We start from the raw sequence: 13,562 nt of genomic DNA on the forward strand, positions 1-13,562 counted from the left end.
AGCATGCATGTCTGCGATCACTCGCGACCAGGTGGCGCACCTGGCGGAGCTGGCCCGGATCGAGATGACGGACGAGGAGCTGGCCCGCGTGGCCGGCGAGCTCGAGCTGATCGTCTCCTCCGTGGCCTCCGTCAGCCAGGCCGCCGGACCCGACGTCCCCGCCACGAGCCACCCCCTTCCCCTGCAGAACGTCTTCCGCGAGGACGTGGTGGGGCAGACGCTCACGCAGGACGAGGCGCTCCTGAACGCCCCGGACGCCCAGGACGGCAAGTTCCGGGTCCCCGCCATCCTGGACGGGGAGTGATCATGGCCGAGTCGATCGTCGAACTCTCCGCCGCGGACCTCGCGTCGAAGCTCGCCGCGGGCGAGGTGTCCTCCGTGGACGCCGTCCAGGCGCACCTGGACCAGATCGCCGCCACGGACGGTGCCGCGCTGGACGCCGCCGACCGCTCCCGCGGCACGGACGGGCTCAACGCCTTCCTGCACCGCAACACCGAGGAGGCGCTGCGGGTGGCCCGTGAGGTGGACGAGGCCCGCGCCAAGGGCGAGGAACTGCCCGAGCTGGCCGGTGTGCCGGTCGCGGTCAAGGACCTCATCGTCACCAAGGGCCAGCCCACCACGGCGGCCTCCCGCATGCTGGAGGGCTTCATGAGCCCCTACGACGGCACGGTGACCCGCAAGCTGCGCGCCGCCCGCATGCCCATCCTGGGCAAGACGAACCTGGACGAGTTCGCCATGGGCTCCTCCACGGAGCACTCCGCGTTCGGCCCCACGCGCAACCCGTGGGACCTCACCAAGATCCCCGGCGGCTCCGGTGGTGGCTCGGCCGCGGCGGTCTCCGCGTTCCAGGCGCCGCTCGCGCTCGGCACGGACACCGGCGGTTCCATCCGCCAGCCCGCGGCCGTGACCGGCACCGTGGGCGTGAAGCCCACCTACGGCTCGGTCTCGCGCTACGGCGTGATTGCCATGGCCTCGTCCCTGGACCAGGTGGGCCCCTGCTCGCGCACGGTGCTCGACGCCGCCCTGCTGCACGAGGTCGTGGGCGGCCACGACCCCGCGGACTCCACCTCGCTCCCGGACCCCGTGGGCGGCTACGCGCAGGCCGCGCGTGCCGGTGCCGCGGACGGCGGACTCGAGGGTCTGCGCGTGGGCGTCGTCAAGCAGCTCACGGGTGAGGGCTTCCAGGCGGGAGTGCAGCAGCGCTTCGAGGAGTCCCTGGACCTACTGCGCGGCGCCGGTGCGGAGATCGTGGAGGTCGAGGCCCCCAACTTCGAGTACGCCCTGGGCGCCTACTACCTGATCATGTCCTCGGAGGTCTCCTCCAACCTCGCCAAGTACGACGGCGTCCGGTTCGGTCTGCGGGTCACGCCCGAGGGCACGCCCACCATCGAGAAGGTCATGGGCGCCTCGCGCGCCGCGGGCTTCGGGGACGAGGTCAAGCGCCGCATCATCCTGGGCACCTACGCGCTGTCCGCCGGGTACTACGACGCCTACTACGGCTCGGCCCAGCAGGTGCGCACTCTGGTGCAGCGGGACTTCGCGGCGGCCTTCGACAAGGCCGACGTGCTGATCTCTCCCACCGCACCCACCACGGCGTTCGACATCGGCGGCGTGGACGAGTCCGCGGACCCCATGCAGATGTACCTCAACGACATCGCGACCATCCCCACCAACCTGGCGGGAATCCCCGCGCTCTCGCTGCCCGGTGGGCTGGCACCGGAGGACGGGCTGCCCGTGGGCATCCAGTTCATGGCGCCCGCGCGCGAGGACGCCCGGGTGTACCGGGCCGGAGCCGGGCTGGAGCGGCTGCTCACCGAGAACTGGGGCGGACCGCTGTGGCGGCACCGCGGCGACGTCGTCGGGACCGTTCGTGACTTTGCGGCCACGGCCGCGCAGGGAGGCAAGTGATGAGTCAGGACGTGCTGTCCTTCGAGGAGGCCCTCGAGCGCTTCGAGCCCGTGCTGGGCTTCGAGGTCCACGTGGAGCTGAACACCCGGACCAAGATGTTCGACGCCGCGCCCAACACCTTTGGGGACGAGCCGAACACCAACATCACGCCGGTGTCCCTGGGACTGCCCGGTGTGCTGCCCGTGGTCAACGGCAAGGCCGTGGAGTCCGCGATCAAGCTGGGCCTCGCGCTGAACTGCTCGATCGCGCAGAGGTGCCACTTCGCGCGGAAGAACTACTTCTACCCGGACACGCCCAAGAACTTCCAGACCTCGCAGTTCGACGAGCCCATCGCGTACGAGGGGTACCTGGACCTCGAGCTCGAGGACGGCACGGAGTTCCGCGTGGAGATCGAGCGCGCCCACATGGAAGAGGACGCCGGCAAGCTGACCCACATGGGCGGTGACGCCGGGCGTATCCAGAACGCGCAGTACTCCCTGGTGGACTACAACCGCGCGGGTGTGCCGCTCATCGAGATCGTGACCAAGCCCATCGTGGGTGCGGGGGAGCGGGCTCCGGAGCTGGCGCGCGCGTACGTGGCGGCTATCCGGGAGATCGTGAGGAACCTCGGCATCTCGGACGCCCGCATGGAGCGCGGCAACGTGCGCTGCGACGCGAACGTCTCGCTGATGCCCAAGGGCGCCACCCAGTTCGGCACGCGCTCCGAGACGAAGAACGTGAACTCGCTGCGCGCCGTCGAGCGCACCGTGCGCTACGAGATCCAGCGCCACGCCGCCGTGCTCGCCGCTGGGGAGAAGGTCACGCAGGAGACCCGGTTCTGGCACGAGGACACCCGTTCCACCACCGCCGGGCGCCCCAAGTCGGACGCGGACGACTACCGCTACTTCCCCGAGCCGGACCTGGTGCCCGTGGTCACCACCGCGGAGTGGATCGAAGAGATCCGGGCTACCCTGCCCGAGCCGCCGGCCGAGCGCCGCAAGCGGCTCAAGGCGGACTGGGGCTACTCGGACGAGGAGTTCCGGGACGTGGTCAACGCGGGTGTGCTGGACGAGATCGAGCGCACCATTGCCGCCGGCGCCACGGCCGCGACCGCCCGCAAGTGGTGGATGGGCGAGATCGCCCGCCTCGCCAAGCAGCGCGAGGTGGAGATCGCCGAGCTGCCCGTCACCGCGGAGCACGTGGTCGAGCTGGACGCGCTGATCGCGGACGGCAAGATCAACGACAAGCTCGCCAAGAAGGTGCTGGGCTTCGTCGTGGCGGGCGAGGGCACCCCGGGCGAGATCGTCGAGGCCCGCGGTCTCGGGGTCGTCTCCGACGACGGCGCCCTGAGCGCCGCCGTGGACGACGCCATGGCCCAGATGCCGGACGTCGTGGAGAAGATCAAGGGCGGCAAGGTCCAGGCCGTGGGCGCGCTGATCGGTCCCGTCATGAAGGCCACCCGCGGTCAGGCGGACGCCGGACGCGTGCGGCAGATCATCCTGGAGAAGCTCGGCGTGCAGGGCTGACGCCCCGCGCTACTTCTGGCCACCGGCCCGGTTCCCCGCGCGGGGAACCGGGCCGGTGCCGTGCCGGTTTAGAGCTCGTCGCTCAGCCGCCACTCGTGCAGCCCGTGCTCCCGTGCGGAGTCGGTGGTGACGACCCCCGCGATGCGTTCGCGGATCGCCCGGTCCTCCGCGTCCGAGCGGCACACGCCGGACGGGGCGTCCGAGGCCACGGGGCACCACGCGTACCGTCCGGCCCGGGTGTTGGAGCTGGGCACCCACGCGAGGTCGCTCACGCGCCAGTGCCCGTCCGCGCCGCGCGCGAACTGGAAGCGGGCCACGATCCCCTGGTTGTTGCTCTCGGCCACCGGCGGGGCGGTCTCGGTGACGTTGTTGCCCACGCCGTAGACGATCCACGTGCCGCGGTGGTTCTCGATGGGCTGCACGCTGTGGGAGCCGTGGCCGTACACCGCGTCGAAGGCGCCAGAAGCCGCGAGGGCGTGGGCGGTGCGCTTCTGGTACTCGTCCGCCGTGTCGGTGTATTCCTTGATCGAGTGCATGGCGGCCACCACCACGTCCGCGCCCTGCTCGCGGGCCTTCTCCGCCTGGGCCACGGCGTGGGCCACGTCCTGGGCCGCGGTGTCCTCTCCCACGCGGGGGTCCGTGCCGTCCCGCAGCCGGTCGATGCGCCACGGGGTGTCCTGGGGCTTCTCGTTGAGACTGTTCGTCCCCGTGACCACCGCGAGCTTTCCGGTGGGGGTGTCCACGACCATCGGCTGCTCCGCCTCCTGCTGCGAGGCGTAGGAACCGGTGTGCTGCAGCCCGGCCGCGTCCATCGTCTCGATGGTCCGCTCCACGCCGGCCACCCCCTGGTCCACCGCGTGGTTGCTCGCTGAGGTGCACGCGTCGTAGCCCGCGTCCTTTGCCGCGCCCAGGATCTCCGGCGGCACGTTGAACTCCGGGTACGCGGCGTAGGGACCGCCCGCGGGCGCCACGGGCGTCTCCGCCTGGCACACGGCCACGTCCGCGCGGTCCAGGTAGGCCCGCTGCTGCTGGAGCAGGGGCGCGAAGTCGAAGTTCGCGCCGTGCGCGCGCTGCGGATCCGCGGCGAACTGGCTCCACAGCCCCTCGTGCAGCAACAGGTCGCCCGAGACCGCCAGGCTCAGGCATGCGTCCTCGGGGCACTCGGGTCCCTTCCCGGCGCCGGTGCGGTGCTGCTCCTCGCTTGCGCGGGGGGACGACGTCGCCCCCGCGCTCTGCGGGGCCTCTCCGGGATTCTCTGCGGGGGCACCGCAGCCGGAGAGCAGCAGGGCGCCCGTCGTGAGGAGGGCGAAACCGGCCCGTCGGCGAGCACGTGAGCGGCGCGAGGACGGTGTGCGGACAACCATCCGGCGATGCTATCGCACACGCCGTGAGCCAGATCATGCCCCATTACGTCACATGAATCTGACGAAATTGCGTTTTCTGCCGGGGCCGGACATCATGCTCAGGTAAGGCTTTCCTAAGTTCTGGTGTCGAGCGGAAAAGTGGGGACGGACGTGGGTCCTACCGACAACGGGGCGGGTGCCGCCCACGCGGGTGTCGAGGAGCGGGCGGTCTCGCTCGCGCACCGCATGCTCTCGGGCGCCGGGCAGGCCTCCGTGGTGGCGTACCGCCTGGAGGGTCAGCCCACTGTCACCTCGGTGGCCCACGGGCTCACGCGCCGCGGGGAACTCGTGGTGGCCACCACTGTCGGACCCGCGGAGGTGGGCGCCGACGCGCTGGTTCCGGGGGAGCCGATGGACGTGCGCGTGGACATCACCAAGATCGCTCCGGAGCCGGACGTGCGGATCGTCGCGGCGAGCATGCATCTGCTCGCGAGCCTCGAGTGGCTGCACCCCCTGGACGCCGAGCTGCTGCGAGGGAGCGGTGAGCTGCCGGATCTGGTGGCCGCGGTGGCCGGAGCGCCCGGGGGCCGCCTGGCCGTGCTGGACACCGCTCGCGTGATCCTCCACGACGGCACCGGTGCCACGCCCCTGGCCTTCGCCCACCTCCAGCAGCACGGCCGCAACGGCGCCGTGGCGTCCGGGTACGTGCAGGAGCTGGAGTCGGCGGCCCTGGATGCGGTCACGGACGTGGACCGGCTGGACCTCGCCGCCCTGTGCGACGCCGCGGAGCAGGGCTGGATTCCCGCACACCTGCTCACACGCACACCGTCCCTGGGCGGTTGCCAGCACACGCTGGAGCGCGACTTCGTGGTGGACGTGGACCGCACGGGCGTCACGGTCCTGCGCCACGGGGCGGAGGAGACGAGCGTCTACTTCGTGCCCTTCGACCTCCGCAGCGCCGCCCCGGGTGGCGCGGCGGCCCACCTCAGAACGCTGCTCGGGGTGCGGTCCGCCGCCTGAGTCCTACTCGGCCTCGTAGCTGCCGCAGTTCGCGTCCGCGGTGACCTCGATGGCGGATGCGGTGCACAGCAGGTCCTTGTTGTGCGTGCACTCCAGGCGCTGGCACGCGCCCACCTGGCCGTTGGCGGTGGGCAGACCGCCACGGGCGTCGAGCGAGATGAACGTGGTGCACGAGGCGTCGGAACCCTGACCGCCCACGGTGATGGCGGGTGCGGTGCAGCCGTTGTCGTTGAAGGCGCAGCCGGTGGCGGTGCAGGTGGAAACAGCGGTGAGAGTGGCCATGATCTTCTCCTGTGACTCGTGTGGTGCTCGTGGCATCGGTCGTGATGAAAAGAACACTAAAGGCATTTCCGGAATGTGACTAGTAAGTTCTACCTTACGACACAGCATTGTTTGCTAATTGGATTGCATTACGTTCGAGTGAATGCAGGGCATGCTCAGCGAATTACGGAAATGGACATTTCCCTAATCAGGACAGCACCAGTCCGGCCAGGGAGTAGGCCGCGAACCCCGCGAGGAAGCTGATCAGGAAGTTCTTGGAGGCCAGGTTCACCAGCACGGACACCACCGCCGCAAGGACCAGCCGGCTCAGCTGTGTCCCGGAGTCCGCCTCGACCAGCGTGTAGGCCACCAGGATGAGCATGAGCCCGGCGGGCAGCAGCGTGGAGAACTCCGTGAGGTCCTCGCGGTTGCGGAAACGGTGGGCCACCTGCATGGGGAGAAAGCGCAGGGCAAAGGTCACGGCGGCGCACACGAGAATGGCGGCAATCACGTCATGCTTTCTTGCCGGCACCGCGCGGCGTCGTGGTCCTGCGCGGACGCCGCACCATGAGGACGCACAGCGCGGCGTAGCAGAGCATGGCGCCCAGCAGGAAGAGGCTGCGCGGCAGCAGCAGTCCCACGCCGATGGAGAGCAGCGCTGCGGCAAGGATCTTGCTCCGCTGCGTCGAGGCGGTGATCGCGCCCACGAACAGCAGGGAGAACAGACCCGTGAGGGCGAAGTCGAAGCCGTCGACGGACTCCGGGACGAGTCCACCCGCAAAGGCACCCACGGCCGCGCCGAACACCCAGTAGAAGTGCGAGACGCCCTGGACCAGCAGCAGCTGGTGCTGGGTGGTGGGATGCACTCCGCTGCTGATCAGCGCGTAGGCCTCGTCCGTGAGCGCGTAGGGACCATAGAACTTCGCGAACGGGGAGTGCAGCAGGTGTGTGGGGTAGGAGAAACCGTAGAACACGTGGCGGCTGTTCACCAGCAGTGTGGTCACGGCGATCTGCGCCAGCCCGGCGCCCGCGGCGACGAAACCCACCAGCAGGAACTCGATGGAGCCCGCGAACACCACCAGTGCGGTGAGCGGCGCGAGGTACGGGGCGAATCCCAGGGACACCGAGTACGCACCGAACGCCATGCCCAGCGGCAGGTACCCCATGGCCACGGGCACCGTGACCCTCAGGGCCCACGGCAGGCTGCCCTTCTCCGTGTTCATGCGGGGCGGCGCTCCTCACCGTTCGTCCTGCGGGTCCCGGCCACGCTAGCGCGGACCCGGGCCTGCGGTGGACTCCGCGCGTCGCTGGGCGACTGTAACCTACGACACATGACCTCTCGTTACGCAACTCCCGCAGACCTCGTGGCCACCCCTCGACTCGCCGGACTCGCGGCGCACCGCGACGGCCCGGTGGTCGCGCTGCGCCAGGAGCTCTCCCCGGACGGCACGCGCTACGTCACCCACGCCTGGGCCGTGCCCGCGCGGGGCGAGCCGGTGCAGCTCACCCACGACGAGAGGGGCGTCCGGGAGGCCTGCCCCACCGGCTCCGGCACCGTGTGGTTCACCTCCGACCGCCCCGTGCCCGGTGACGAGGACAAGCGCACCCGGCTGTGGCTGCTTCCCGAGCGCGGTGAGGCCCGCGCGGTGCTGGACGCCCCCGAGGGCATCTCCCACCTCCAGCTCGGTGGGGACCGGCTGTTCTTCGTCTCGGGCCTGCACCCCGCCGCCCGCGGCGCGCAGGACGAGTTCGCGCGCAACCGCGAGAGCCACGACCGCCGGGAGGAGACCGGTGTGAGCGCCGTGCTCCACGACCGCTCGCCCATCCGTTTCTGGGACCACGACCTCCCGGCGGCGGAGGACGCCCTCTGGTTCCTGGACACCGGGTCCCTCTCGGCGGATGACGACGCCGCCGGGGCCGTCCGGCGCGTCGAGCTGCCTGCCGGGCGTCTGGGCCACGTGTCGGTGGCCCCGGACGGCACGTGGCTGCTCGTGGAGATGGCGGTGGTGGCCGAGGGCGGTGTGGAGCGCACGCAGCTGTGGCGCATCCCCCTGCCCGCCCCGGCACCCGCCGCGGACAGCCCGGAGGGCGCGGGCGCAGCGGACTCGGCAGAGCGGGAAGGTGCTGCAGGTGAGCCCGCACCGTCCCGCGGCGGGCCGGTCGGCGCGGGGGAGGCCGAGCTGCTGCACGACGCCTCCGTGGCGGAGCAGTGGTCCCCGGGGGAGGTGAGTCCGGACGGCTCCCGCGTGGTCCTCACCCGCCACCGGCTCTGGCGGGACGGCGTGAACATGGCTTTGTCGCTGTGGGTGCGGGACATGGCGACCGGCGAGGAGATCGAGGCCGTGCCGTGGGACGAGCACTGGGCGGCGGACGCGGCGTGGCTGGACGACGACTCGTTCGTGTGCGTCTCCGACCACCGCGGCCGCGGCATCGTGCTCCGGGTGCACTGCCCCCGCGGCGGGGACGTCCGCGTGCAGACGGCTGCCGGTGGCGCGGACCAGGACTGGACCTACTCCTCGGTGCGCGTGGCGGGGGAGGACCTCGTGGGCCTGCGTGCGAGCTACGCCCACCCCGCGCAGCTGGTGCGCTGGTCCGCGCCCGGTGCGGCAGCCTCCGACGCCGGTGCGCGGGCGACGTCGTCGAGCCACGGTGACCCGGCGCCGTCGGACGCGCCCGAGGGATCCGCAGGACCCGCCCCGGTGACCGGGCTGGTTCCCGACGACGCCGTGCCCGGGCGTCTGGAGGAGGTCACCACCACGGCCGGGGACGGCACCGAGATCCGCGCGTGGCTCGCGCTGCCCGAGAGTGCTGCGGGCACCCGGCACCCGCTCGTGGTGTTCGTGCACGGGGGTCCGTGGGGTTCCAACAACCAGTGGAGCTGGCGCTGGAACCCGTGGCCGTTCGTGGCGAAGGGGTACGCGGTGCTGCTGCCGGACCCCGCGATCTCCACGGGCTACGGCCAGTCGATGATCGAACGGGGTCAGCAGGAGCTGGGCGGGGCGCCGTTCACGGACGTCATGGCGCTCGTGGACGCCACCACGGCGCGCGCGGACATCGACCCCGAGAAGCAGGCGCTCATGGGTGGCTCCTACGGCGGGTACATGGCCAACTGGGTGGCCACGCACACCGGGGGCCGGTTCCGGTGCATCGTGACGCACGCGTCCCTGTGGAACCTGGACTCCATGGGGGCCACCACGGACAACACCCTGTGGCGCGAGGCCATGGGCCCCTCCCAGGCCGCCGAGTACTCCCCGCACCGCTTCGTGGAGCGCATCGAGGTGCCCCTGCTCGTGATCCACGGGGACAAGGACTACCGGGTGCCCGTCTCCCAGGGACTGGAGCTGTGGGCGGACCTGCAGCGCAGCACCTCGGTGGCGGGCCACCGCTTCCTCTACTACCCGGATGAGGGGCACTGGATCCTCAAGCCCGCCAACGCACGGACCTGGTACGAGACCACCCTCGCGTTCCTGGACCAGCACGTGCTGGGGAAGGACTGGGAGCGGCCCGAGCTGCTGGGCTGAACCGGGCCGCCGGGAGCGTCGCCCCGCCGTCGCCACCCGCGGCGCGGCGGCGTCGTCGGGCGAGCACCGCGTACGGCGGCGGAGAGTTCGGTCACGTGTGCGCGGGGCGGCAGGTGGAGGGGAGTAGAATCGCCACGATTCCCCTCTGCCTCTACCTGCGAAGAGAGACTCGTGTATGTCTGAAAACACCGCCCAGCGCGCCGATCTGCGCAACGTGGCCATCGTGGCCCACGTTGACCACGGCAAGACCACCATCGTCGATGCCATGCTCCAGCAGACGCACGCGTTCTCCAGCCACGGAGAGGTTGCGGAACGGGTCATGGACTCGGGCGACCTGGAGCGCGAGAAGGGCATCACGATCCTCGCGAAGAACACCACGGTGTTCTACGACGGTCCCGCCGCGAACGGCGAGACCATCACCATCAACGTGATCGACACCCCCGGCCACGCGGACTTCGGCGGCGAGGTGGAGCGTGGGCTGTCCATGGTGGACGGCGTGGTGCTGCTCGTGGACGCCTCCGAGGGCCCCCTGCCCCAGACGCGCTTCGTGCTGCGCAAGGCCCTCGAGGCCAAGCTGCCCGTGATCGTGGTCGTGAACAAGGTGGACCGCCCGGACGCGCGCATCGAAGAGGTCGTCTCGGACACCATGGACCTGCTGCTGGGCCTGGCCTCGGACATCGCCGAGGACAACCCGGACCTGGACTTGGACGCCGTGCTGGACGTCCCCGTGGTGTACGCCTCGGGCAAGGCCGGCCGCGCCTCCACCGACCAGCCCGCCAACGGCGAGCTGCCGGACAACGAGGACCTCGAGCCGCTGTTCAAGACCATCATCGAGCACATCCCGGCGCCGTCCTACAACCCCGAGGGCGTGCTGCAGGCCCACGTGACCAACCTGGATGCCTCCCCGTTCCTGGGCCGCCTGGCGCTGCTGCGCATCTTCAACGGCACCCTCAAGAAGGGCCAGACCGTCGCCTGGGCCCGCCAGGACGGCACCCTCAAGAGCGTGCGCATCTCCGAGCTGCTCGCCACCAGGGGCCTGGACCGCGTTCCCGCCGAGAGCGCCGGACCCGGTGAGATCGTGGCCGTCGCGGGCATCGAGGACATCACCATCGGTGAGACCCTCACGGACCTGGAGAACCCCGCTCCGCTACCGCTGATCACCGTGGACGATCCCGCCATCTCCATGACCATCGGCATCAACACCTCCCCGCTGGCCGGGCGCGTCAAGGGCGCCAAGGTCACCGCGCGCCAGGTCAAGGACCGCCTGGACAAGGAGCTGATCGGCAACGTCTCCCTGAAGATCCTCCCCACCCAGCGTCCGGACGCGTGGGAGGTCCAGGGCCGCGGCGAGCTCGCGCTGGCCATCCTGGTGGAGCAGATGCGCCGCGAGGGCTTCGAGCTCACCGCGGGCAAGCCCCAGGTGGTCACCAAGACCGTCGACGGCAAGGTGCACGAGCCGTTCGAACACATGACCATCGACGTCCCCGAGGAGTACCTGGGCGCCGTGACCCAGCTGATGGCCGGGCGCAAGGGCCGCATGGAGGGCATGAGCAACCACGGCACCGGCTGGGTGCGCATGGAGTTCAAGGTGCCCTCCCGCGGTCTGATCGGCTTCCGCACCAAGTTCCTCACGGACACCCGCGGCGCGGGCATCGCCTCCTCCTACGCGGACGGCTACGAGCCGTGGGCCGGGGACATCGAGTACCGCACCAACGGCTCGATGGTCGCGGACCGCGCCGGTGTGGTGACGCCGTTCGCCATGATCAACCTGCAGGAGCGCGGCTCGTTTTTCGTGGAGCCCACCTCCGAGGTGTACGAGGGCATGATCGTGGGCGAGAACTCGCGCGCCGACGACATGGACGTGAACATCACCAAGGAGAAGAAGCTCACCAACATGCGTGCGGCCTCCTCCGAGACGTTCGAGAACCTCACCCCCCCGCGCAAGCTCACGCTCGAGGAGTGCCTGGAGTTCGCGCGCGAGGACGAGTGCGTGGAGGTCACCCCGGAGGCCATCCGCATCCGCAAGGTGGTCCTGGACGCCAACGAGCGCCTGAAGGTGGCGCGCGCACGGGCCCGCGCCTGATCGTGGTCGACCCGAAGTACCCGGGCGGGGGACACGCCACCGAGGGCGCAGTGGACTCGCTGCTGCCCGAGGGTGTGGACCCCGCCCGGGCGCGTCTGCTCTTCGTGCACGCCCACCCGGACGACGAGGCGGTGAACACCGCCGCGACCATGGGCCACTACAGCGCCCTGGGGGCGGTCACGGTGCTGCTCACCATGACGCGGGGTGAGCGCGGCGAGGTCATCCCGCCGGCCCTGGCCCACCTGGAGGTGGGGCACCCGGACTGCCCGGACACGGACGGCACCGCCCTGGGCCTCTACCGGATCGCGGAGCTCGACGCCGCCGCGGCCGCCATGGGCCTCACGGACCGGTTCTACGCGGGGGAGCCCCCCGCCCTGGACCCGGCCGTGGGCTTCGCCAACGGCGCGGGGAAGTACGTGGACTCCGGCATGAGCTGGGGGCCGGACGGCCACGCCCAACCCGCCGCGGATGTTTCGCCCGCCGCACTGACCGCGGCCGATCCCGAGGAGGCCGCCGCCCACGTGGCCGCGGCCGTCCGGGCGCTGCAGCCGCACGCGGTGGTCACCTACTCGGACGACGGCGGCTACGGCCACCCCGACCACGTGGCCACGTTCCGGGTGACCGTGCGCGCCGTGCAGCTGGCCGCGGCGGCGGGCGATGCCGAGAACGACGCCTGGTCCGTGCCCCTCACGTGGGGGATCGAGAGCGAGGTGGACCCCGCCGACCGCCGGCTGCAGGCCGCGATCCGCGGCGACCTCGCGGTGAAACGGGCCGCCATGGCCGCCCACGCCACGCAGATCGTGCTCGCGCCGGACCCGCAGGACACGGGGTACACCATGTCCAACGGCGTGCTCCAGCACATCAACACCACCGAGACGTACCGGCTGCTCGATCGGCGCACCCCGTGAACGCACCGCACTCGGACAGCGGCCGTGACGGGGACGGCGGCCAGTGCGCCGCCACCTCGCCGCGCGCACCGGGTGCCGCGCGGGGAGCGCGGGACGCCCCGACGCCTCCTGCCCGGAGAAGATCGCGTCCGCTGAACGGCACGGAGCCCGCCGCACCATGGGCGGCCCTGCCTGCGGAACCGGAGGCGGACTCCGCGGTGGGCAACCCCGAGACTCCGGGCCGCGCGGACGAACGGCCGGGAACGGCGTCGTCGGCGGTGACCGCGGTGCCCACGGGACTCGTGGTGGGTCCCGTGGCCACCGCCATGCACGGCGGCATCTGGTACCTGGGCGGCTGGTGGTTTCCGTGGGGGCTCGTGTTCTCCGGCATGCTGCTGCTGTGCGCGGGCGTGTGGTGCGGAACCTCCACCCGGCGGGTCTGGGCCGCGGCCGTGCCCGGACTGCTCACGTACCTCGTGGCGTGGGCGGGTGCCTACCTGCGGCAGGGCTCTGCGCTGGTGGCCACCACCTGGACGGCACCCGTCGGCGTGGTGGGGATCCTGTGGTTCGTGGTGGTCTTCCTGGCCGTCATGGCCGCCGTGATTGTGACGGGACGTTGGCTCGTGCGTCGGCGCACGCGATAGCCTCGAAGGCCCCTCGCTAGAATGTTGGACAACTTGGGAACTGAAGGGAAGGTCCGAGAAACGTGACTTATGTGATCGCTCAGCCCTGCGTGGACGTCAAGGACAAGGCGTGCGTGGAGGAGTGCCCCGTGGACTGCATCTACGAGGGTGAGCGCTCCCTGTACATCCACCCGGACGAGTGCGTGGACTGCGGTGCGTGCGAGCCGGTGTGCCCCGTGGAGGCCATCTACTACGAGGACGACACCCCGGACGAGTGGGCCGACTACTACAAGGCCAACGTGGAGTTCTTCGACGACCTCGGATCCCCGGGCGGAGCCGCGAAGCTCGGCAACACCCACAAGGACCACCCGATGATCGCGGAACTGCCCCCGCAGAACCAGGACTGATCCG

At 71.0% G+C, this 13,562-nt stretch carries 13 protein-coding genes; 9 read left to right on the forward strand and 4 right to left on the reverse strand.

All coding sequences use genetic code 11. From position 1 onward, the window contains the following. The first annotated feature begins 7 nt into the window (after positions 1 to 7). Genes gatC through gatB form a run of 3 tightly spaced genes read left to right on the forward strand, consistent with a single transcriptional unit; the run spans position 8 to position 3,413 of the window. On the forward strand, positions 8 to 304 hold the full coding sequence (gatC, locus tag CWC38_RS01150; protein ID WP_121845018.1) for an Asp-tRNA(Asn)/Glu-tRNA(Gln) amidotransferase subunit GatC: 297 nt from the start codon (positions 8 to 10) through the stop codon (positions 302 to 304). A gap of 2 nt (positions 305 to 306) precedes the next feature. Next, positions 307 to 1,908, forward strand: coding sequence for an Asp-tRNA(Asn)/Glu-tRNA(Gln) amidotransferase subunit GatA (gatA, locus tag CWC38_RS01155; RefSeq protein ID WP_206059833.1), 1,602 nt, complete (start codon positions 307 to 309; stop codon positions 1,906 to 1,908). Continuing rightward, complete coding sequence (gene gatB, locus CWC38_RS01160; protein WP_121845020.1) at positions 1,908 to 3,413, forward strand: Asp-tRNA(Asn)/Glu-tRNA(Gln) amidotransferase subunit GatB; 1,506 nt, start codon at positions 1,908 to 1,910, stop codon at positions 3,411 to 3,413. The genes gatA and gatB overlap by 1 nt, the downstream gene beginning before the upstream one ends. Before the next feature lie 68 nt (positions 3,414 to 3,481). Here the strand turns inward: gatB and CWC38_RS01165 are convergent, their stop codons facing one another. After that, positions 3,482 to 4,777, reverse strand: a complete 1,296-nt coding sequence (locus CWC38_RS01165) for a CapA family protein (protein ID WP_240624981.1) — start codon at positions 4,775 to 4,777, stop codon at positions 3,482 to 3,484. Positions 4,778 to 4,927: 150 nt separating this feature from the next. Between CWC38_RS01165 and CWC38_RS01170 the strand changes: the two genes are divergently transcribed. Continuing rightward, complete coding sequence (locus CWC38_RS01170) at positions 4,928 to 5,776, forward strand: hypothetical protein (RefSeq protein ID WP_121845050.1); 849 nt, start codon at positions 4,928 to 4,930, stop codon at positions 5,774 to 5,776. Between the two features lie 3 nt (positions 5,777 to 5,779). On the opposite strand, the gene CWC38_RS01175 is transcribed toward CWC38_RS01170, so the two are convergent. The 3 genes from CWC38_RS01175 to CWC38_RS01185 form a co-directional block, all read right to left on the reverse strand. Beyond that, positions 5,780 to 6,058 carry a DUF1540 domain-containing protein gene (locus CWC38_RS01175; RefSeq protein WP_121845021.1) on the reverse strand — a complete coding sequence of 93 codons (279 nt, stop codon included), beginning with the start codon at positions 6,056 to 6,058 and terminating at the stop codon, positions 5,780 to 5,782. 187 nt (positions 6,059 to 6,245) lie between these two features. Further along, positions 6,246 to 6,548 (reverse strand): AzlD domain-containing protein, encoded by a 303-nt coding sequence (locus CWC38_RS01180; RefSeq protein ID WP_121845022.1) that lies wholly within the window; start codon positions 6,546 to 6,548, stop codon positions 6,246 to 6,248. 1 nt (position 6,549) lies between these two features. Continuing rightward, positions 6,550 to 7,260, reverse strand: coding sequence for an AzlC family ABC transporter permease (locus CWC38_RS01185; protein ID WP_121845023.1), 711 nt, complete (start codon positions 7,258 to 7,260; stop codon positions 6,550 to 6,552). Positions 7,261 to 7,368: 108 nt separating this feature from the next. On the opposite strand from CWC38_RS01185, the gene CWC38_RS01190 reads away from it, so the two are divergent. The 5 genes from CWC38_RS01190 (at position 7,369) to fdxA (ending at position 13,558) form a co-directional block, all read left to right on the forward strand. Next, positions 7,369 to 9,558 (forward strand): alpha/beta hydrolase family protein, encoded by a 2,190-nt coding sequence (locus CWC38_RS01190; RefSeq protein ID WP_121845024.1) that lies wholly within the window; start codon positions 7,369 to 7,371, stop codon positions 9,556 to 9,558. Between the two features lie 175 nt (positions 9,559 to 9,733). After that, on the forward strand, positions 9,734 to 11,641 hold the full coding sequence (gene typA, locus CWC38_RS01195) for a translational GTPase TypA (protein ID WP_121845025.1): 1,908 nt from the start codon (positions 9,734 to 9,736) through the stop codon (positions 11,639 to 11,641). 2 nt (positions 11,642 to 11,643) lie between these two features. Next, positions 11,644 to 12,549, forward strand: coding sequence for a PIG-L family deacetylase (locus tag CWC38_RS01200; RefSeq protein ID WP_121845026.1), 906 nt, complete (start codon positions 11,644 to 11,646; stop codon positions 12,547 to 12,549). A 197-nt stretch (positions 12,550 to 12,746) separates the two neighbouring features. Next, a complete protein-coding gene (locus CWC38_RS01205; RefSeq protein WP_240624982.1) occupies positions 12,747 to 13,172 on the forward strand; it encodes a hypothetical protein in 426 nt (141 codons plus the stop codon). Between the two features lie 62 nt (positions 13,173 to 13,234). Further along, on the forward strand, positions 13,235 to 13,558 hold the full coding sequence (fdxA, locus tag CWC38_RS01210) for a ferredoxin (protein ID WP_121845027.1): 324 nt from the start codon (positions 13,235 to 13,237) through the stop codon (positions 13,556 to 13,558). Positions 13,559 to 13,562: the final 4 nt, after the last annotated feature.

The sequence above is a fragment of the Kocuria tytonicola genome, assembly GCF_003687455.1.
In the GTDB taxonomy this organism is placed as follows: domain Bacteria; phylum Actinomycetota; class Actinomycetes; order Actinomycetales; family Micrococcaceae; genus Kocuria; species Kocuria tytonicola.